The 20,355-nt window shown below is 66.5% G+C and carries 15 protein-coding genes; 8 read left to right on the top strand and 7 right to left on the bottom strand.

The window, feature by feature from the left end; genetic code table 11:
• Window positions 1–82: 82 nt before the first annotated feature.
• The 3 genes from ACP7AR_RS08945 (at window position 83) to ACP7AR_RS08935 (ending at window position 2,732) form a co-directional block, all read left to right on the top strand.
• Complete coding sequence (locus ACP7AR_RS08945; protein WP_426184863.1) at window positions 83–997, top strand: MetQ/NlpA family ABC transporter substrate-binding protein; 915 nt, start codon at window positions 83–85, stop codon at window positions 995–997.
• Window positions 994–2,058, top strand: coding sequence for a methionine ABC transporter ATP-binding protein (locus tag ACP7AR_RS08940; RefSeq protein WP_426184861.1), 1,065 nt, complete (start codon window positions 994–996; stop codon window positions 2,056–2,058). The genes ACP7AR_RS08945 and ACP7AR_RS08940 overlap by 4 nt, the downstream gene beginning before the upstream one ends.
• A 74-nt stretch (window positions 2,059–2,132) precedes the next feature.
• On the top strand, window positions 2,133–2,732 hold the full coding sequence (locus tag ACP7AR_RS08935) for a methionine ABC transporter permease (RefSeq protein WP_426187698.1): 600 nt from the start codon (window positions 2,133–2,135) through the stop codon (window positions 2,730–2,732).
• Between the two features lie 321 nt (window positions 2,733–3,053).
• Here ACP7AR_RS08935 and ACP7AR_RS08930 read toward each other — a convergent pair whose 3' ends face one another.
• Together ACP7AR_RS08930 and truA are read right to left on the bottom strand one after the other, a co-directional pair.
• Window positions 3,054–3,722 (bottom strand): endonuclease/exonuclease/phosphatase family protein, encoded by a 669-nt coding sequence (locus tag ACP7AR_RS08930; RefSeq protein ID WP_426184859.1) that lies wholly within the window; start codon window positions 3,720–3,722, stop codon window positions 3,054–3,056.
• Between the two features lie 43 nt (window positions 3,723–3,765).
• Window positions 3,766–4,617 carry a tRNA pseudouridine(38-40) synthase TruA gene (truA, locus tag ACP7AR_RS08925; protein ID WP_426184857.1) on the bottom strand — a complete coding sequence of 284 codons (852 nt, stop codon included), beginning with the start codon at window positions 4,615–4,617 and terminating at the stop codon, window positions 3,766–3,768.
• Window positions 4,618–4,670: 53 nt separating this feature from the next.
• Here truA and ACP7AR_RS08920 point away from each other — a divergent pair, with 53 nt between their 5' ends.
• Window positions 4,671–6,557: an acyltransferase family protein gene (locus tag ACP7AR_RS08920; protein WP_426184855.1), complete on the top strand. Its 1,887-nt coding sequence runs from the start codon at window positions 4,671–4,673 to the stop codon at window positions 6,555–6,557.
• A 145-nt stretch (window positions 6,558–6,702) separates the two neighbouring features.
• Here ACP7AR_RS08920 and ACP7AR_RS08915 read toward each other — a convergent pair whose 3' ends face one another.
• Entirely contained in the window at window positions 6,703–7,698 is a 996-nt protein-coding gene (locus ACP7AR_RS08915; protein WP_426184853.1) for a hypothetical protein, read from the bottom strand.
• A 463-nt stretch (window positions 7,699–8,161) separates the two neighbouring features.
• On the opposite strand from ACP7AR_RS08915, the gene rplM reads away from it, so the two are divergent.
• Genes rplM through glmM form a run of 3 tightly spaced genes read left to right on the top strand, consistent with a single transcriptional unit; the run spans window position 8,162 to window position 10,496 of the window.
• Complete coding sequence (rplM, locus tag ACP7AR_RS08910) at window positions 8,162–8,608, top strand: 50S ribosomal protein L13 (protein ID WP_426184851.1); 447 nt, start codon at window positions 8,162–8,164, stop codon at window positions 8,606–8,608.
• Between the two features lie 29 nt (window positions 8,609–8,637).
• A complete protein-coding gene (gene rpsI / locus ACP7AR_RS08905) occupies window positions 8,638–9,123 on the top strand; it encodes a 30S ribosomal protein S9 (RefSeq protein WP_426184849.1) in 486 nt (161 codons plus the stop codon).
• 14 nt (window positions 9,124–9,137) lie between these two features.
• A complete protein-coding gene (gene glmM / locus ACP7AR_RS08900) occupies window positions 9,138–10,496 on the top strand; it encodes a phosphoglucosamine mutase (RefSeq protein WP_426184847.1) in 1,359 nt (452 codons plus the stop codon).
• Here the strand turns inward: glmM and ACP7AR_RS08895 are convergent.
• The 4 genes from ACP7AR_RS08895 to ACP7AR_RS08880 form a co-directional block, all read right to left on the bottom strand.
• Complete coding sequence (locus tag ACP7AR_RS08895) at window positions 10,474–11,901, bottom strand: sugar nucleotide-binding protein (RefSeq protein ID WP_426184845.1); 1,428 nt, start codon at window positions 11,899–11,901, stop codon at window positions 10,474–10,476. The genes glmM and ACP7AR_RS08895 overlap by 23 nt on opposite strands.
• Window positions 11,898–12,893 carry a dTDP-glucose 4,6-dehydratase gene (gene rfbB, locus ACP7AR_RS08890; RefSeq protein WP_426184843.1) on the bottom strand — a complete coding sequence of 332 codons (996 nt, stop codon included), beginning with the start codon at window positions 12,891–12,893 and terminating at the stop codon, window positions 11,898–11,900. The genes ACP7AR_RS08895 and rfbB overlap by 4 nt, the downstream gene beginning before the upstream one ends.
• The gene (rfbA, locus tag ACP7AR_RS08885; RefSeq protein WP_426184841.1) at window positions 12,890–13,762 is read right to left on the bottom strand and encodes a glucose-1-phosphate thymidylyltransferase RfbA; all 873 of its coding nucleotides are present in this window, start codon (window positions 13,760–13,762) and stop codon (window positions 12,890–12,892) included. Before rfbA ends, rfbB begins: the two co-directional genes overlap by 4 nt.
• 125 nt (window positions 13,763–13,887) lie before the next feature.
• Complete coding sequence (locus ACP7AR_RS08880) at window positions 13,888–14,490, bottom strand: acyltransferase (protein ID WP_426184839.1); 603 nt, start codon at window positions 14,488–14,490, stop codon at window positions 13,888–13,890.
• A gap of 226 nt (window positions 14,491–14,716) precedes the next feature.
• Between ACP7AR_RS08880 and ACP7AR_RS08875 the strand changes: the two genes are divergently transcribed.
• Window positions 14,717–20,353: a DUF4082 domain-containing protein gene (locus ACP7AR_RS08875; RefSeq protein ID WP_426184837.1), complete on the top strand. Its 5,637-nt coding sequence runs from the start codon at window positions 14,717–14,719 to the stop codon at window positions 20,351–20,353.
• Window positions 20,354–20,355: the final 2 nt, after the last annotated feature.

Genomic DNA, 20,355 nt, shown 5'->3' with positions numbered 1-20,355 from the left:
AGCGTATGGGGCGGACTGCGCGCGTTACGCGCCGTTACCGTTCGAATCGGCGATGCGCGGGGCGCGTGATTCACTCTCTCTCGTGAACAACTCCCGTGCGAAGAACAAGATCCTTTCCGCCATCGGCGTGCTGGCAGCCGGCGCGCTGACGCTGTCGATGGCAGCGTGCGCGGGAGGCGGCGACACCGGCGGCGACGCCGCCGACGAGACCAAGATCGTGCTCGGTGCGGATGACGGCACCGAGCAGCACTGGACGATCCTCAAGGACAAGCTGGCGGATGAGGGGATCGAGCTCGAGGTGCGCACGATCACCGACGCCGTGCAGCTGAACCAGGGCGTGCAGGACGGCGAGCTCGACGTGAACCTGTTCCAGCACCTGATCTTCCTCTCCGACTTCAACGTGAACAGCGGCGGCACGCTCGTGCCCGTCGGCGCGACTGCGGTGTACCCGCTCGCGCTGTACTCGGAGCAGTACAAGAGCGTCGAGGAGATCCCGGAGGGTGCGACCGTCGCGCTGCCGAACAACCCCACAAACCTCGCCCGCGCCCTGCTGAACCTGCAGCGTGCAGGACTGCTCGAACTCGAGGACGGCGGCGACGCCTTCTCGACCGAAGCGGACATCACCTCCAGCAAGATCGAGATCCTGCCCGTCGACTCGAACCAGACCGTGACCGCGCTCAAGGACGGCAGCGCCCAGGCCGCGATCGTCAACAACACCCAGGCCCAGAAGGGCGGGCTCGGCGACGACCTGATCATCTTCAAGGAAGACCTCGACAACCCCGAGCTCGCGCCGTACATCAACGCTTTCGTCGTCAAGGACGAGAACAAGGACGACCCGCGCTGGGAGAAGCTCATCGAGGCGTACCACTCGACCGAAGTCGAAGAGGCCGTCACCGAGCTGAACCAGGGCAACCTGCAGTTCAAGGGTGACTGGACCGCCGCTGACCTGCAGAAGGAGCTCACCGGCCTCGAAGACAAGTTGCGCGCACAGCAGTGACCGACATCATCTCGTTCGAGCGGGTCTCCAAAGCGTTCCCCGGAACGCGGCGGGGGCCCGTCGTCGATGCCCTCGAAGACGTCGACCTCGAAGTACAGCGCGGCTCGATCGTCGGCGTGATCGGCTACTCCGGGGCGGGAAAATCCACGCTCGTCCGGCTGATCAACGGGCTCGAGAAGCCCACCGGCGGCACCGTCAATGTCCTGGGCGTCGACGTGGGAGGTGCCTCTGAGACGGAACTGCGAGGGCTGCGGTCACGCATCGGCATGATCTTCCAGCAGTTCAACCTCTTCAACTCGCGCACGGTGCGCGGCAACGTCGCATATCCGTTGAAAGTCGCAGGCTGGAAGCGCGCCGACATCGAACCTCGCGTCGCCGAGTTGCTCGATTTCGTGGGCATCGGCGACAAAGCGGGCAGGTACCCGCGTGCGCTCTCCGGCGGGCAGAAGCAACGCGTCGGCATCGCGCGGGCTATCGCGGCGAATCCCGAGCTGCTGCTCGCGGATGAGGCCACCAGCGCCCTTGACCCGCAGACCACCGGCGAGGTGCTCGCGCTGCTCAAGGAGATCAACCGTCGCCTCGGCATCACGATCGTCGTCATCACCCACCAGATCTCGGTCGTGCACGAGCTGTGCGATCAGGTCGTCGTGATGGACGGCGGTCGTGTGGTCGACAGCGGCGACACCTACCGCGTGTTCGCGCATCCGCGTGCGGAGCTCACGGAGCGCTTCGTCGCCGCTGTGACGCAGGGCGTGCCGTCTGGCGACACCCTCGACGCTCTGCTCGTGGGCGGTGGGACGCTCGTGAGCGTCGACGTCAACGAGTTCACCAGCGAGAACATCGATGAGGTCTTCGAGAAGCACGGTGTGCGGCATGCGGTCGTCTTCGGCGGGGTCACCGACATCCGGGGCCGCCAGCTCGGCACGCTCACGTACCGACTGCAGGCAGGGGCGGATGCTGTCGCCGAGGCCGTAGGGGAGCTGTCCGCGCGCACGAAGGTGACGGTGCTGCGGGGTTCGGCTTCCGGGGTTGCGGCATCCGGATCGGAGGGGGTCTCGTGAGCGGCATCCATCCTCTCGCCAACTGGGATTCGCTGACGCCGGTGCTGCTGCAGTCGATCCAGGAGACCATCTACATGGTCGCCGTCACGCTCGTGATCGGCGGCGTCGCCGGGCTGCTGATCGGCGCGGTGCTGTACGCCACACGTCCGGGCAACCTGTTCGGCAACAGGGTCGTCTTCAATGTGATGAACCTGGTGATCAACGTCATCCGGCCGATCCCGTTCATCATCTTCCTCACCGCTGTGGGCCCCGTGACGAAGCTGGTAGCTGGGACGACGCTCGGCACGGAGGCCGCGATCGTGCCGATGACGATCATGGCTGCGGTCGTGATCGGGCGTGTGGTGGAGCAGAACCTCGTGGCCGTCGATCCAGGGGTCGTCGAGGCAGCCCTCGCGATCGGCGCCAAGCGGCTGTCGATCCTGTTCGGCGTCGTGATCCCCGAGGCGCTGGCGCCACTGATCCTCGGATACACGTTCATGTTCATCGCGGTGGTCGACATGTCGGCCATGGCCGGATACATCGGCGGCGGCGGACTCGGAAACTTCGCGATCATCTACGGCTACAACCAGTTCGACCAGCAGGCGACCTGGGTCACTGTCGCGATCATCATCGTGATCGTGCAGGTGGGTCAGATCTTCGGCAACTGGCTCGCGCAGCGCGTGCTGCGGCGATAGGGGACGGGCCGCTCGGGTGGGTCTGTGAGGTGGCGCTGGTGGTCGCTTGGTGGCGGTGGATGCGGCATTGAGTGACACCCTTTGGCCCGGCTGGGTCTGGGAGGTGGCGCTGGTGGTCGCTTGGTGGCGGCGGATGCGGCATTGAGTGACACCCTTTGGCCCGGCGGGAGCGGTAGCGCGGCCGCATTCTCACGAGGTGTCACTGGATGCCGCGTCCACGGCCCGGATGCGGCATCCAGCGACACCTTTCATCGCTGAATCTCCCGGAGGTCGTGAACCCGGGCACGCGCGACGAGCACGCGCGGCGCGCGGCGGGCGCCGTCAGTCCACTGCGGCCGTGACGAGGATCGGGCGGTGATCGCTCGAACGCTGCGGCAGGGTCTGGATCGTGTCGATCGTGAAGCCGTTCGACGTCGCGAAGTCGTAGTGGCCCTTGAACACGCGGTAACGCGTGTAGGTGCGCTCGTCGCTGAGCGTCAGCGTGTAGCCGTGGTCGCGGACGGTCTGACCGAGGTTCTCCTTGAAGACGGGGTAGTTGTAGTCGCCGACCATGAGCACCGGAACCCCGCGCCCCATCGATTCGAGCTCCGTCAGCGCAGCGCGGATCTGGTTGCGTCGCAGTGAGTTCAGCGCTGTGAGCGGCGCCGCGTGGAACGACGCCACGATCAGCTCGCGGCCGTTGTCGATGTCCTGCAGACGCGCGCCCAGCACGCGTTCATGCGCAGGTTTCAGCACGCGATCGTGCAACGACTTCTTCAGCCCGAAGGTGCGCATCTCCTGCAGGCGGAAGGTGTTCATCCGGTAGTAGATGGCCAGCCCGAGCCGATTTCCCTGCGTCGCATCCGCCATCGCGAGCCCCGAGATCTCGGAAGGCAGGGCCTGTACGTCGCACTCCTGCAGACACAGGATGTCAGGCTCGTGCTCCGTGACGAGCTCCTTGAGCTCGGTCGCCGCACGATGCTTACGCAGGTTGTAGGAGATCACCTTCATCGCTGCCAACGCTACTGCGTCCACCTGTGCCGGAGGTGTCGAATCAGTCGGAGTTTTCTCCGTCTCGTCGCGCGCGCGTCTGCTCGGCGCGTGCCCCGAGCAGGGCGTCTGCGGGATATCCGACTTCGGTGAGTGTGAGTCCGCGAGCCGCGAGCACCTTGAACTCGCTGGTGCGCTCCAGCGCATCGCGCAGCACCACGAGATCACCCACGTCGAGGCGCTGCTCTCCGACGGCGACGCACCCTCCGACCAGCGCACGCACCATGCTGTGGCAGAACGCGTCCGCCTTCACCTCGGCGACGAGCACCCCGTCCGCGTCGCGACGCCAGCCGAAGTCGAGGAGCGTGCGAATGGTCGTCGCTCCCTCGCGCGGTTTGCAGTACGCCGCGAAGTCATGAAGGCCGATCAGGCTCTGCGCCGCAGCATCCATCGCCGCCACATCGAGCTCACCTCGGATGCTGGTGGTGTCGAACCGTCTGGCCGGATCGTAGCCTGCGACGTCATCCGTGAGCCGGTACCGATACCGACGCCAGACGGCGGAGAAACGCGCGTCGAACCCTTCCGGAGCGATCGACGAACGATGCACGGTGACATCGGAGTAGGCGCCGAGCACGCCGCGAATGCGTCCGGCGACGGAGCCTGCCGGGTCGTGCGAACTGCGTCCATGGCGAGTGAGGATGCGCGACCATTGCTCGTCATCGAGATCGACATGCGCGACCTGGCCTGCGGCGTGCACCCCGGCATCCGTTCGTCCGGCGACGACGAACTGCACGTCGGATCCGACGATGCGTGCGAGTGCGGCCTCGAGTGTGCCCTGCACAGTGCGCAGCTGCGGCTGCTTCGCCCACCCGCGGAACTGGGTGCCGTCATAGGCGATGTCAAGCCGTATTCGCACGAAGGCCAGCCTAGACTGGAATCTTCGGCCGCGAGCCGATACGCCTCCTCATCATGACGCTTTCCACGACACCTTCCACACGATTCGCGGGACTGGACGGTCTGCGCGCGGTGGCGGTCATCCTCGTCGTGACGTATCACCTCTTCCCGTCGTCGCCTGTGCGGTCGGGGTTCGTCGGCGTCGATGTGTTCTTCGTGATCAGTGGTTTCCTGATCACCTCGCTCCTGCTGCGCTCCTCTCGGGACGGGCGGATCGCATCGCCGCGTCGTCTGCTCGATTTCTGGCGTCGACGCGCCCGTCGGCTGCTGCCCGCGCTCGCCGTGGTGGTCACGGTGTGTGCGACGGCGGCGTGGATGCTGGGCGGTGATGTGCTCGTCGGCATCGGGCGTCAGGTGCTGGGCGCCGCCACCTTCAGTTACAACTGGCTCGCGGTCGCAGGGGGCAGCGACTACTTCACCGCGACCGCACCTGAGCTCTTCCGCAACGTGTGGTCGCTCGCTGTCGAAGAGCAGTTCTACGTTCTGTGGCCGCTGCTGCTGCCTCTCGTGCTGTTGATCCCCGGGCGATGGATGCGGGTCGCGCTGACCCTCATCGCCGCGGGCGGTTCGGCGTGGTGGATGGCGACTCTGGTCGCCGACGGAGACGTCACTCGGGCGTACTTCGGCACCGATTCGCACGCCTTCGGGCTGCTGGTCGGCATCGCACTCTCGCTCGGCGTGACGAACATGCCGGAAAGAGCATGGATGCTGCGCCCCGGCGCGCGGATCGGTTCGCTGCTCTTCGGGCTCGTCGGGCTGGGCGCGGTGCTGGTCGCCGCGCTTCTGCCGGAGACGCAGGATGCCGTGACCTTCCCCGGTGCGCTCGTGCTCGCATCCGTCGGCACTGCGCTGACGATCTTCGCCGGCACCTGGCCGGGCTCGTGGCTCGGAAGAGGTCTCGACGTCGCGCCGTTGCGCTGGATCGGCGAACGCTCGTATGGCATCTATCTATGGCACTGGCCGGTGCTCGTCCTGGCCGTGGTCGCGATGCAAGGGACCGGGCCCGAGGTGGGTGTGCCGGTCGCAATCGGTGGGGCGGCGCTCGCGCTGTCCGTCGGGGCGGCGGCATTGTCGTACCGTTTCGTCGAGCAGCCGCTGCGACGGTACGGGTTCCGCCGCACGGGGCGCGCACTGTGGCTGCGGATCACGGGGCGTCCGATGATGCGGCTTGCGGGGGTGTCTGCCCTGGCCGTGGGAGCGGTCGCGATGGGTGGAACGGCGGCAGCGATCGTGACTGCCCCCAACACCACAGCGGCTGCGGCGGCGATCGCTGCGGGGGAGCAGGCGGTGAAGGATGCTGCGAAGGCTGCACCAGAGGCAACGGAGGATGCTCCGGAACAGATCGAGATCCCCGACGGCACAGAGATCACGGCTGTCGGTGACTCGGTGATGCTCGCGTCTGCGCCGTCGCTGTACGAGCAGTTCCCCGGGATCGCCGTCGATGCCGAGGTCTCGCGCTCGGTCTGGGCGGGGCCTGACATCCTCACCGACCTCGCCGCGAGGGGAGAGCTGCGCGACAACGTCGTGGTGGCGCTCGGCACGAACGGTCCGGTCGATCGGGACGTTCTTGAGCAGATGTCGCAGGTCACAGGGAAGGACCGCAACCTGATCCTCGTCAACGCACATGCGCCGCGCGACTGGATCCCCGGTGTCAACGCTGAGCTCGATGCTTTCGCCGACAGCCACCGCGCGGTGTGGGTCGCGGACTGGTCGGGTGCCATCGCGCCGCACACCGAGCTGCTCGCCGGCGACGACATCCACCCGGGCGAGGCCGGAGGCGACGTGTTCGCCGATTCGGTGGAGACCGCGCTGGAGCGCGTGGAGAAGGACCGAGTCCGCGCCGAGAAGGACTTCGCGCACGCGCCCTCCGGCCGTGCACATCACGTTCCGTTCCCGGAGTGAGCGCGGCGGGGTGGCGGCTCCCGAGCGGCGGCCCCGGCTGGGGTGTCACGGATTGTCGCTTGGGGGACGGTTTGACGACCATCTGCGACACGTCAAGCAGCTGATGGGGCCTGCGCACCTCCGCGCCCTGTGAGATGAACACGTTTCAGCCGGTCCAGCCGTGACGGCGCAGCGCTGCCGCAACGACATCGAAGCCCGTCGCGTACGGGCCCCGGACGTGCTTCGACGTCAAGCGCACAACCTCGATTCCCGCTCCTGCGTAGTCCTGATATTTCTCGATGTCACGATTCCACTGCCGTCTGGAAGTGCGGTGCTGATCGCCCTCGACCTCGACGACCACTCGGTACTCGCGATAGAAGAACTCCGAGATGCCCAGACGTCTCTCCTTCTCGTCGAAGATCTCAACGTCCAACTCGGGGGTCGGCAAGCCGACCTCAGCTGCACCCACCCGGTAGTCGGTCTCCAACGGTGAGGAACTTCCCACCTCGATAAGCTCCAAGGCCGCGCGCAACTTCCGGGTGCCCGGGCGTCGAGGGCTCATCGCCGTCGCCTCAGCCAGATCGTTCAACGTTGCGAGGGCACGTTCCGGATGCTGCCGCCCGAAATCGTCCCGCGGGATCTGCACCAGAGCGTCGCCGACCTGCACGAGTTCGCGTACGGAGAGTTCTTGGCCGAGCATCGCCCACGTCGCTACCGGGCTCGTCACCGGCAACCCCTCGAAAGTGGTGACGGCTACGAGATGTCCCTCGACTTTGCGCCCGCGTACCCCCTTCGCTCGCGGAGCGCGGTGCGGAGCGATGACAGCCACATCGAGCAGCTGAGGCGTCGACACCGGCAGTCCGCCGAAAGCTGCTGCCGTGCGTCCGCAGAAGAAGCTGCCTTCAGGCATGACCATCGCATAGGCGCGCGCATCGTCGAGCAGCCTCCGCCTCACTTGTCTGAACGCCGCGTCAGGGCCCGGATCGTCCTCGTCGATCTCGGCGCGCTGCCGAGTGAAATCGGCGCTACGGCGAACGCCGATGAACGGCGCGGTGAGGTCTTTCGCACGCATCCGACGTCGAGACGAGCCCTTCGCGACAGCGTCGTGCACTGTGAACTGCCCGCCGAGCACGGGCGGAAGAGGATGAGGATGCATCGGCATGCGGCCACAATGACGCACGAGGCGCTGCTCCGTATGTCGATTTCCACGTTCGGGGGAGAAGCCGATGCTCCGGCGAACTGTGCAGACGCAGTTGCGCCCGCGACTTCTCCCGACCGGGGTCGGTGGGGCGCGCTGGGAGGTGGCGCGGATGGTCGGGTTGGGGCAGCGGAAGCGGCATCCAGTGACACCTTGTGCGAAAAGACACCCTGCGACACGACACCTTGTGCGAAAAGCCACCCTGCGACGTGACGCCTCCCGCGACACGACACCTCGCGCGACAAGAAAACCCACGACGGGACGGATTCCCACTTCTGGGGAAATTGCCGTAGGCTATCCCTTTGGTACTCGACTGCAGAGTGCCACGAACGTGAGCCCTCCACTGGCGTGTTTTACCCCTTAGGGAAAAACCACCCCGGAGTGGGATTCACGAACCTCTCCGTTCGAACAAGAAAGCAGCACTATCGTGACGCGCACATACACCCCGAAGGCCGGGCAGATCCAGCGTGACTGGGTCGTCATCGACGCCAATGACGTCGTTCTCGGTCGCCTCGCCTCGCACGCCGCAGCGCTCCTGCGCGGCAAGCACAAGGCCACCTTCGCCAACCACCTCGACTCGGGTGACTTCGTCATCATCATCAACGCCGACAAGGTCGCGCTGACGGGTCAGAAGCTCCAGAAGAAGATGGCTTACCGCCACTCGGGCTACCCGGGCGGCCTCACGAAGATCTCCTACGAGGAGCTCCTCGAGAAGAACCCGATCCGCGCTGTCGAGAAGGCCGTCCGCGGCATGCTCCCCAAGAACAGCCTCGGTCGTCAGCAGCTGACGAAGCTCAAGGTGTACGTCGGTGCAGAGCACCCGCACGCAGCTCAGCAGCCCAAGACGTACCCCCTCGACCAGGTCGCCCAGTAAGCGCCGCTAAGACTACTAAGGACATTCTCGTGGCTGATACTCAGGACACCACCGAAACCCCTCAGAACTACTCGACCTCCAGCCCGGAGACGGTCGAGACCGAGGCGGCTCCCCGCCCCGTTCTCAACGTTCCCGGCGCAGCCGTCGGTCGTCGCAAGCAGGCCATCGCCCGCGTGCGTCTGGTCCCCGGCTCCGGCGTCATCACGGTCAACGGCCGTACGCTCGAGGACTACTTCCCGAACAAGCTGCACCAGCAGCTGATCAACGACCCGTTCACGGTGCTGAACCTCCAGGGCGCGTACGACGTCATCGCACGCATCTCCGGTGGCGGCGACTCGGGCCAGGCCGGCGCGCTGCGTCTCGGCATCGCCCGTTCGCTGAACGGCATCGACGCGGAGAACAACCGCGCGACGCTCAAGAAGGCCGGCTTCCTCTCTCGTGACGCTCGCGTCATCGAGCGCAAGAAGGCTGGTCTCAAGAAGGCCCGCAAGGCGCCTCAGTACTCGAAGCGTTAAGCACGAGAGCCCGGATGCCGCTTTTCGGCACGGACGGCGTTCGAGGACTTGCCAACGGCATCCTCACCGCCGACCTCGCGCTCACCCTGGCCCAGGCGACTGCTGTCGTCCTGGGCCAGGGCCGCACCGCAGAGGAACGCAAGGCAGAGGGCAAGCGGCTCACCGCCGTCGTCGCCCGCGACCCGCGCATCTCCGGTGAATTCCTCGTGGCCGCAGTCTCTGCCGGCCTCGCAGCGTCCGGTGTCGACGTCCTCGACGCCGGCGTCATCCCCACTCCGGCCCTGGCGTTCCTCGTCGCGGATCGCGATGCCGACTTCGGCGTCATGGTGTCCGCGTCGCACAACCCCGCGCCGGACAACGGGATCAAGATCTTCGCCCGCGGCGGTGTGAAGCTCCCCGATCTGGTCGAGCAGCGCATCGAAGCCGCGATGGCGGGGGAGAAGCTTCAGCCCACCGGCTCCTCCGTCGGGCGCATCGAGCGGTTCTCCGACGCAGAAGACCGCTATGCGCTGCACCTGCTCGGTTCGCTGCCGCACCGCCTGGACGGCATCCATGTGGTGCTCGACTGCGCCCACGGCGCAGCATCCGGAGTCTCGCCTGAGACGTTCAACGACGCGGGCGCGCACGTGACCGTCATGGGTGCAGAACCCGACGGCATCAACATCAATGACGGCGTCGGTTCGACGCACCTCGACAAGCTCGCAGAAGCCGTCGTGCGTCTCGGCGCCGACATCGGCATCGCCCACGACGGCGACGCGGACCGCTGCCTCGCAGTGGATGCCGACGGCAACATCATCGACGGCGACCAGATCATGGCGATCCTCGCGGTGGCGATGAAGGACCGAGGACACCTCACCGACAACACGCTCGTCGCGACGGTGATGAGCAACCTCGGTCTGCACAGGGCGATGCAGGAGAACGGCATCACCGTGCGACAGACCGGTGTCGGCGACCGCTACGTGCTGGAAGACATGAACGCCGGCGGCTACGCGCTCGGTGGCGAGCAGTCCGGCCACGTGATCATGAGCGAGTTCGCGACCACCGGCGACGGCGTGCTCACAGGGCTGCACCTGGTCGCCGAGATGGCGCGCCAGAAGAAGACGATCGCCGAGCTGGCTTCGGTCATGACCGTGTTCCCGCAGGTTCTCATCAACGTGCGCGACGTCGACAAGGATCGCTGCGCCGACGACGAAGGCGTGCAGAGTGCTGTCGCCGCTGTCGAGGCAGAACTCGGCGACACCGGACGCGTGCTGCTGCGCAAGTCCGGCACCGAACAGCTCGTTCGCGTGATGGTCGAGGCGGCGGACGCCGAGTCAGCGCAGTCCTACGCGCAGCGCCTGGCCGACGTGGTCAAGGAGCGGCTCGCGCTTTAGCGAGATAGTCGCCGAGCGCATCGGCCGGGTCGCGCGGAGCGAATCCGACTTCAGTGATCCTGGCCAGATCGAGCAGACTGTTGCGCGGTCGTGGGGCGATCGGTCCGGACGCTGACGCGAAGTACACGTCGGTGCTCACCGGCGTGATGCGGGCGGAGTCGTGCCCGGTGCGGTGGTAGATGTCGCGGGCGATGTCCACCCAGGTGCGCGCCGGCCCCGACCCTGTGAGGTTGTAGATGCCGTGGGGCGCCTGGGTGTCGAGCAGGTGATGGATGCCCGCGGCGAGGTCGTCGGCGAAGGTGAGCCGTCCGATCTGGTCTTCGACGACGTTCGGGTTGATGCCGCGTTCGGCGAGCGCGGCCATCGTGCGCACGAAGTTCTTGCCGTCGCCGATGACCCATGAGGTGCGGACGATGTAGTGCCGTGGCGCGGTGGCGGCGGCGAGATCGCCGGCGGCCTTGGTCTGTCCGTAGACGCTCAGCGGGCTGTACGGCGACGTCTCGGTGTACGGCTGCAGGGAGGCTCCGTCGAAGACGTAGTCGCTGGAGATGTGCACGAGAGTGATGCCGTGTTCGGCGGCGATCCTGGCGAGGCGAGCGGGAGCTGTGGCGTTCACGGCCCATGCCGCAGCGCGCCCCTCGGACGTCTCTGCCGCGTCGACCGCAGTGTAGGCGGCGCCGTTGATGATGGTGCCGTAGTCACGCCAGCGCCGTGCGGTCGCAAGGTTCGGGTCGGTGATGTCGAGATCGGCGCGGGTGACGTACTCGATGTGCGGGGCGTCGCCGTAGAGCGCGTGAAGGGCGCGCCCGACCTGCCCGTCGGCACCGGTCACCAGCATCCGTCGCGGTGGGATCGGGGTGACATCGGCGAGCCGCGGGTGGGCTCTGTCCTTCTCGGAGACCTCGACATCGCTCAGCGGGATGGGCCAGTCGATCGCGGCGGTCTCGTCGGCGAGGTTCAGGAATGCGTAGTCGACGTCCGGCGACCAGTGGTCGTTGACGAGGTATGTGTACGCGGTGTTCGGCTGCAGCGTCTGGTACGAATTGCCGACGCCGCGGGGCACGAAGATCGCCCGCGAAGGGTCGATCTCGGCGGTGAACACCGCACCGAATGTGGGGCCCTCGCGGAGATCGACCCAGGCACCGAAGATGCGCCCAGTGGCGACCGAGACCCACTTGTCCCACGGCTCTGCATGGATGCCGCGGGTCGTTCCGGTCGCGTCATTGAAGGAGATGTTGTTCTGGACCGGCCCGAAATCGGGCAGGCCGAGGGCGGTCATCTTCTCCCGCTGCCAGTTCTCCTTGAACCAGCCGCGGGAATCCCCGCGCACGGGCAGCTCCAACAGCACCAGCCCAGGGATCGGCGTCTCGATCCGCTGCAGATTCTTGCCGACGATGTCGCTCACTGGCCCTTCCCCGCATAGATCGCTTCGGTGGCGTCCTTCGCGGGCGCCCACCACTCTTCATTGGCCCTATACCAGTCGATCGTCGCCGACAGCCCCTGCTCGAAATCACTGTACGCGGGAGTCCAGCCGAGTTCGCGGCGCAGCTTGGACGAGTCGATCGCGTAGCGCAGGTCGTGCCCGACGCGATCGGTTACCTGGTCGTATGCATCGGAGGGCTGATCCATCAGCGTGAGGATCAACTCGACGACGTCCCTGTTGTTCCTCTCCCCGTCGGCGCCGATCAGGTACGTCTCACCGATCACGCCCTTGTCGAGAATGGTGAGCACGGCCGAGGAATGATCATCGGCGTGGATCCAGTCGCGCACGTTCTGACCCGCGCCGTAGAGCTTGGGGCGGATGCCGCGGATCACGTTCGTGATCTGGCGGGGGATGAACTTCTCGACGTGCTGGTACGGCCCGTAGTTGTTCGAGCAGTTCGAGATCGTCGCCTGCACACCGAACGAGCGGATCCATGCCCGTACGAGCAGATCGGATCCGGCTTTCGTCGACGAATACGGCGACGAAGGGGTGTAAGGGGTCGACTCCGTGAACCGCTCGGGGTCGTCGAGCTCCAGATCGCCGTACACCTCATCAGTGGAGATGTGGTGGAAACGGACCCCGTGACGACGCGCGGCCTCCAGCAGCGTGTACGTCCCCACGATGTTCGTGTCCACGAAGGGTCGCGGATCATCCAGCGAATTGTCGTTGTGCGACTCGGCCGCGTAGTGCACGACAGCATCCGCTTTCGCGAACAGCGATGAGACGAGCGCAGCATCCGTGATGTCGCCATGCACGAACGTCAACCGATCCGCCGGCACGCCGGCCAACGACGCACGATTGCCCGCATACGTCAGCGCATCGAGCACTGTGACGTGGTCATCGGTGTTCGCCACCACGTGGTGCACGAAGTTCGATCCGATGAACCCGGCGCCGCCGGTGACCAGCAGCCTCATCGCTCACCCCGCTCGAGCAGCTCGAGCAGGTACTTGCCGTATCCCGACTTCACCAGCTGCTCCCCACGAGAGCGCAGCCCGTCGTCATCGAGGAATCCCTGCCGCCATGCGACCTCTTCGGGCACGCCGATCTTCATGCCGGTGCGTCGTTCCATGGTGCGGACGTAGTCGGCGGCATCCGTCATCTGATCGAACGTTCCGGTGTCGAGCCATGCCGTCCCCCGGGGGAGCACCTCGACCTGCAGCTTGCCGCGGCCCAGGTACTCGCGGTTCACGTCGGTGATCTCGTACTCGCCGCGCGCGCTCGGCTGCAGCCCACGGGCGATCCCGACGACGTCGTTGTCGTAGAAGTAGAGACCTGGCACGGCGTAGTTGCTCTTCGGCGAGGCAGGCTTCTCCTCCAGAGACACCGCCGTTCCTGCGCCGTCGAATTCGACGACGCCGTACGCCTGCGGTTCGGCGACCCAGTATGCGAAGATCGCGCCCCCGTCGATCTCGGAGAATCGCGTGAGCTGTGTGCCGAGTCCCTGCCCGTACAGCAGGTTGTCGCCGAGGACGAGAGCGACCGGATCATCGCCGATGAAGTCCGCGCCGATCGTGAATGCCTGCGCCAGGCCGTCCGGCGACTCCTGCTGCGCGAACCGGATGCTGATCCCGAACTGCGACCCGTCGCCGAGCAACCGCTCGAAATGCGCCGCATCGTGCGGCGTGGTGATCACGAGGATGTCGTCGATACCGGCCAGCATCAGCGTCGACAGCGGGTAATACACCATCGGCTTGTCGTACACCGGCACCAGCTGTTTCGAGACGCCCAGCGTGATCGGATGCAGCCGGGTACCAGAGCCCCCAGCAAGAATGATCCCCTTCATGAAACTCCCCAGTTTCGTGATACGCACTCCCCAGAATGCGTTCTCCCCTGCGGCACGGCTTCCCAGAGCTGTCCCGCTCCGCACAGCGTAGCCGAACGGCGAGCGGTCCGACAGAGGGCATCAGCTCATTGAACGAGGTGCAGCGTCTCGCCGTCTTCCCTGTAGCGCTCGCCGGTCTCCTGGCACACCCACTCCTCGGCTTCGCGAACCAGCGGGCGGCCAGCGCGTCCGACCCACCCAACGCGACGTGCCGGTACCCCGACGACGAGCGCGTGCGCCGGCACATCCTTGGTGACGACCGCACCGGCGGCGACCAGCGCCCATGCCCCGATCGTCACCGGGGCGATGCACACGGCGCGGCCGCCGATGGACGCACCCTCCTCGATCGTCACGCCGACGGCGTGCCAGTCATCTGCCGACTTCGCCGACCCGTCAGGGTTCACCGCGCGCGGGAACTCGTCGTTGGTCAGCACGGCCGCGGGGCCGACGAACACGCCGTTCGCCAAACGGGCGGGCTCATAGATCAGCGCATAGTTCTGGATCTTGCAGTTGTCGCCGAGCACGACGTCCGGTCCGATGTAGGCACCGCGTCCGATGTTGCAGCCGGCACCGATCTGCGCGCCCTCGCGCACCTGGGCGAGATGCCAGACACGGGAGTCGCTGCCTATCGACGCACCCTCGTCGACATCGGCCGTCGATCGGATGCTGGCTGATTCTGCAACGCTCATACGGCCTCCAGGCTCATCTCGGATCGGCTGCTCCTCACGGATGCGCCGCTGCACAGGGCTCGGAGTGCCTCCAGAAAAAATAGGTGACGCCGAGCGACCTGGCCGCTATAGTAACGCTCGGGACGGTTTGCTGCGTCCGCTCGTTCTGGGGATGAGCGGTGAAGGCGCGCAGATCGTATGGGTCGCGTGTGTGAGCGCAGCGATCGAACTGGGGAAACTGGGGAGCATGGGGAACACATCCGTTCGCCGTACGAAGTCCGCGCACCGTGTGGGGCGACTTTCGGCTGCGTTGGCGACAGTTTTTGCGGTTGTTGCGAGCGGACTCGCGACCCTCCCGACACACGCTGTGGCGGCCGGTGGCTCGTCGTGCGGTGCGGACATCAACCAGATCGTCTGCGAGAACTCGAAGCAGGGCACCGAGCCGGAGATCTGGGACATCACGGGTGCGGGCGACCCGACGATCCAGGGTTTCGCGACTGACATCTCGGTCAACATCGGTCAGCGCATCGACTTCAAGATCGACACGGATGCCGCGGCCTACTCGATCGACGTCTATCGCACCGGCTGGTACCAGGGCCTCGGTGCACGCAAGATCGATTCGGTCACACCGTCGGCCGCTCTTCCGCAGGACCAGCCCGAGTGCATCTCTGACATCGCGACCGAATTGTACGACTGCGGCACCTGGCACGTCTCGGCGTCGTGGAATGTGCCGGCCGACGCCGTCTCGGGCGTCTACGTCGCGAAGCTGACCCGTGCGGACACCGGTGGGGCGAGTCACATCACCTTCATCGTCCGCCACGACGGCAACACCTCCGACATCGTCTTCCAGACCTCCGACCCGACGTGGCACGCGTACAACACGTACGGCGGCTCCGACTTCTACCAGGGGGCGGCCAACGGACGCGCGTACAAGATCAGTTACAACCGGCCGTTCGCGACGCGGGGCGGAACAGAGGCCCGCGACTTCTACTTCAGCGCGGAATACGCCACAGTGCGGTTCCTGGAGCGCAACGGCTATGACATGAGCTACATCGCCGGTGTCGACACCGACCGCCGAGGCAGCGAGCTCTTGAATCATGACGTCTTCCTCTCGGTCGGGCACGACGAGTACTGGTCTGGCGCCCAGCGCGCCAATATGGAGGCCGCCAGGGACGCCGGGGTCAACATGCAGTTCCTCACCGGCAACGAGGGCTACTGGCGCACCCGCTACGAGACCTCCGCGGACGAATCGGCAACGGCCTACCGCACGCTCGTCTCGTACAAGGAGACCTGGGGCAACGGCAAGATCGACGACACCTCGCCGGAGTGGACCGGCACCTGGCGCGACCCGCGATTCGCCGACGCCGCACAGGGCGGGCATCTTCCCGAGAACGCGCTCACCGGAACCATGTACATGGTCAACGACGTCTCGTACCCCGTCACCGTCACCTCCGAAGAGGGAGACATGCGCCTCTGGCGCAACACCGGGCTCGACTCGATTCCCGAAGGGCAGTCCGAGCCGCTGGGCGATCAGACCGTGGGCTACGAGTCCAACGAAGACATCGACAACGGCTTCCGGCCGGAGGGCCTCATCCGTCTGTCGACCATGATCGGCGGCACACCTCAGTACCTTCGTGACTACGGCAATACGGTGACGGCCGGTACGACAGAGCACCACATCACGCTCTATCGTGCGCCGAGCGGCGCCCTGGTCTTCTCGGCCGGCAGCGTGCAGTGGGGCTGGGGGCTCGACAGCACGCACGACGTGTCGCGTCCTGCCGCGGATCCGCGCATGCAGCAGGCGCAGGTCAACCTCCTCGCCGACATGGACGCGCAGCCCGCCACACTCATGGAAGGACTCACCGCTGCGTCGAAGAGTACCGATACGGCAGCGCCGACGACCGTGATCACGTCACCGACCGAGGGGGAGCAGATCCCCCACGGCACTCGCGTCACTGCGACCGGCACTGCGACGGATGCCGGAGGCAGGGTCGCGGGTGTGGAGGTGTCCACCGACGGCGGCAGCTCATGGCACCCTGCCCAGGGCACGACGAACTGGACCTACTCCTACATTCAGCAGGGGGCCGGCCAGGCGACTGTCATCGCGCGCGCCATCGACGACAGCGCGAACTACTCCGCCGCGGGAACCACCCGCAGCGTCGCGGTCGCCGGGCCGTACTCCGCCCACGGCGAGGCGGTGCCGACACTCGCCTCATCGGACGATACGCAGCCCGTGGAGCTCGGCCTGCGTTTTACACCGGCAGCCGATGGATATGTCACTGGCGTCCGGTTCTACAAAGGAAGCCGCAACGTCGGCACGCACACCGGATCTCTCTGGTCGAACGACAGCGAGCAGCTCGCCAGTGTGACGTTCGTCGGCGAGACCGCGACAGGATGGCAGTCCGCCCTCTTCAGCACGCCGGTCGAAGTCTCCGCCGGCACCGAGTACGTGGTCTCATACACAGCGCCGCAGGGCGGGTACGCGTACGTCGACAACTTCTGGCCGTACCTCGCGCAATCCTCGTCGCCGGTGACCGTCACCTCTGGCGTCGGGTCGGCCAGCCCAGGCCTCTACGGCCACGCCGGTTCGTTCCCCACGAACACCTGGGGCGATTCGAACTACTACGTCGACGTGATCTTCGACTCCGTGCTCGACTCGACGGTGCGGATCGCCGCGCGTGAGCCTGCCGCAGGCAGCTCGAGTGCCCCGACGGACACCGACGTCACCGCGGTCTTCACCGCTGACGTGGTCTCCGCGCAGCTTGCGGTGAAGGATGCTGCCGGTGCAGCCGTCGATGGCACGAGCTCGTACGACGCGGCGACCCGCACCGTGCGGTTCGCGCCCGCGGCAGAGTTCGATGCGATGACGAAGTACACCGTCACCGTCACCGCGACGCCTCCGACAGGAGTGGACTTCGACGCAGGCGGTGCCTGGACGTTCACGACCGCTGCACCTGTCGTGCCCGAGGGGCAGTGCCCTTGCTCGATCTACACCGACCTCGATCGACCCCTGATGTCCGCCGATGCGGACCCGGACTCGGTCACGCTGGGAACACGGTTGACCGTGTCTGAGCCGGGGCTCGTGACCGCGGTGCGGTTCTACAAGGGCCTCGGCAACAACGGCACCCACATCGGCGCACTCTGGACGGCGGCAGGGGAGCCGCTCGGCGAGGTGACGTTCAGCGATGAGACGACATCGGGGTGGCAGACCGCGACGTTCGCCACGCCCATCGCATTGCAGCCAGGCACCGAGTACATCGTGTCGTACAAGGCACCGAACGGGCACTACGCGGTGACGCCATCGGCATTCGCCGACGGATATTCTCACGGCCCGATCTCGGTGCCGGCCAACGGCGGGACCTTCACCTACGGCGAGGGGATCCCGACGCAGACCAGCACCACGAGCTTCTTCGTCGACATCGTCTTCGAGACCACGATCGTCGGTCCGGTCACAACCTCGATCACTCCCGCCCCCGGGGCCACCGGCGTCGACCGCGGTGTCTCGATCGCGGCCACCTTCAACGAGGCCCTCTCGGGGGCCCCGACTGTCGGGGTCACGGCGGACGGAGATGTCGTCGACGGCACAGTCACCGTCTCGAGCGATGCGAAGACGATGACCTTCGACCCCGCCGAATCACTGCCGTACGGAGCCGCCGTCACGGTCACGATCAGCGATGTCAGCGGCGCATCCGGAGACGGATCCGACCGGAGCTGGGCGTTCACCGTCGAGATGGATCCCGCGACGACCGTGTACAACTTCTTCGGCAGCGGTTCGCCGTCCGCTGCACCGGCGAACGACGCGGCGTCGGTCGAACTCGGGATGTCGTTCCAGAGTTCGGTACCCGGTCGGGTGACCGCACTGCGTTTCTTCAAGGCAGCCGGGGACACAGGCGCTCACACGGGCACGCTGTGGTCTTCGACGGGTCAGGCGCTCGCGAGCGTGGTCTTCCAGAACGAGACTGCATCCGGATGGCAGCGGGCCGTTCTGTCGGCTCCCGTCGCGATCGTCGCAGGCCAGAAGTACACCGTCTCGTACCTGTCTCCACAGGGGCGGTATGTCACGGCCGGCGGCTACTTCTCCACTGCGAAGACCAGCGGTCCACTGACGGCGGATGCTGCGGTCAACGGCACCTTCCGCTACGGCGGCGGCGGGACGATGCCGACATCGACGTTCGGCGCTTCGAACTACTTCGTGGACGTCGACTTCATCGCCGGTACCGCAACCGAACCCGCGGTCGCTGTCGCTGCGAAGACCCCCACCGGCACTGACGTCGCCGTCACCGCTGAGGTCACAGCCGAGCTGAGCCAGGACGCGCCCGCGCCCACGATCACGCTTTCGGCGGGTGGAGCAGCGGTCGCCGGATCGACCTCTTATGACCAGGCGACCAAGACGATCAGGTTCACGCCCGCGGCGGATCTCGCACTTGCCACGACGTACACCGCGGTCGTGCGGCTCGGCGGTCAGCAGCTCGACGTCTGGCAGTTCACCACGATCGAGCCGGAGCTACCCGGGGCGACGGACACCATCTTCGGTGAGGCGACGCCCGACATCGCGTCCGCCTCGGATTCGGATTCCGTCGAAGTCGGCACGGCCTTCACCGTGGCGCGCGCCGGTCAGGTGACGGCGATCCGCTTCTACAAGGGAACGGCGAACACCGGCGCACACATCGGCAACCTCTGGGATGAAGCCGGAGACGTACTCGCCACGGTCGCATTCGAGAACGAGACCGCATCGGGGTGGCAGCGTGCTGCGCTCTCGTCGCCGGTGCAGGTCTCGCCGGGCAGCACGTACGTGGTCTCGTATCTGGCCCCGAACGGGCATTACGCAATATCGTCGGCGTACTTCACATCGGCCAGGACCAGCGGATCGATCACTGCTCCCGGCGGTGCGAACGGCCGGTTCGCGTACGGGCCGGAAGGCGGGTTCCCGACCGGTTCGTGGAACTCGTCGGCGTACTTCGTGGATGCCGAGATCGTGTTCGGTTCGGGATCACCGGCCCCGACGCCGACCCCCACTCCGGACCCGACTCCGGTGCCGACACCGACGCCGACGCCGACCCCGGATCCGACACCGACCCCGGATCCGACACCGACTCCGGATCCGACTCCGACGCCGGAGCCGGCGCCCGCGGTCGTCGTCTCGACGAAGACGCCGGTCGTCAACGAGGGTGACGTCGCACCGACGACCACGGTGACCGCTGTCCTGGCATCCGATGTGCCGTCGGCGACGCTGTCGCTTCTCGCGGGTGCGGCCCCGGTCGCGGGTGAATCGACCTACGACTCCGCGACGCGAACAGTGACGTTCACGCCTGCGGAGCCGCTTGACTGGTCGAAGACCTACACCGCCACGGTGGCCGCCGAGGGCGTGACGATCACCGATCCGACCTGGAGCTTCACGACCACTGACGCGCCGCAGACCGTGGATGTGACGACCATCTTCGGCGATGCCACGCCGCAGACGCCGTGGTGGAACGACCCCGACGGCGTGCAGGTCGCGACGAGGTTCACCGTCGACTCCGCGGGGGAGGCCACCGGCGTCCGGTTCTACAAAGGCACGAACACGAGCCAGCACACCGGCTACCTGTGGAACGCCGACGGAACGAAGCTCGCGGAAGTCGAGTTCACGAGCGAGACGGCGGACGGCTGGCAGACGGCCGCCTTCGCCACTCCCGTCGTCCTCGACCCGGGTGTCGAGTATCGCGTGGGTCTGTACAGCCCGTTCGGACGATATGCCCTGGACATCGGGACGCTCGCCGCCGAGACGACCACAGGACATTTCACGGTCCCGGCGAGCGGCAGTGCCTGGATCTATTCGCGGGAGTTCCCGACGAATGCATCAACCAACAACTACTGGGTCGACGTGATGTTCGACCCGGTCGAATGACT

It is taken from the genome of Microbacterium sp. TWP3-1-2b2 (genome assembly GCF_049896145.1).
Lineage (GTDB): Bacteria > Actinomycetota > Actinomycetes > Actinomycetales > Microbacteriaceae > Microbacterium.
Note: the sequence above shows the minus strand (reverse complement) of the source record. Positions and strands in the feature narration are given on the sequence as shown.

Excerpts from the sequence above, each read along its gene's own strand:
- ACP7AR_RS08935 (WP_426187698.1), top strand. The coding sequence starts at position 2,133 with ATGGTCGCCGTCACGCTCGTGATCGGCGGCGTCGCCGGGCTGCTGATC.
- ACP7AR_RS08930 (WP_426184859.1), bottom strand. The coding sequence starts at position 3,722 with ATGAAGGTGATCTCCTACAACCTGCGTAAGCATCGTGCGGCGACCGAG.
- ACP7AR_RS08920 (WP_426184855.1), top strand. The coding sequence starts at position 4,671 with ATGACGCTTTCCACGACACCTTCCACACGATTCGCGGGACTGGACGGT.
- ACP7AR_RS08915 (WP_426184853.1), bottom strand. The coding sequence starts at position 7,698 with ATGCCGATGCATCCTCATCCTCTTCCGCCCGTGCTCGGCGGGCAGTTC.
- glmM (WP_426184847.1), top strand. The coding sequence starts at position 9,138 with ATGCCGCTTTTCGGCACGGACGGCGTTCGAGGACTTGCCAACGGCATC.
- rfbB (WP_426184843.1), bottom strand. The coding sequence starts at position 12,893 with ATGAGGCTGCTGGTCACCGGCGGCGCCGGGTTCATCGGATCGAACTTC.
- rfbA (WP_426184841.1), bottom strand. The coding sequence starts at position 13,762 with ATGAAGGGGATCATTCTTGCTGGGGGCTCTGGTACCCGGCTGCATCCG.
- ACP7AR_RS08880 (WP_426184839.1), bottom strand. The coding sequence starts at position 14,490 with ATGAGCGTTGCAGAATCAGCCAGCATCCGATCGACGGCCGATGTCGAC.
- ACP7AR_RS08875 (WP_426184837.1), top strand. The coding sequence starts at position 14,717 with ATGGGGAACACATCCGTTCGCCGTACGAAGTCCGCGCACCGTGTGGGG.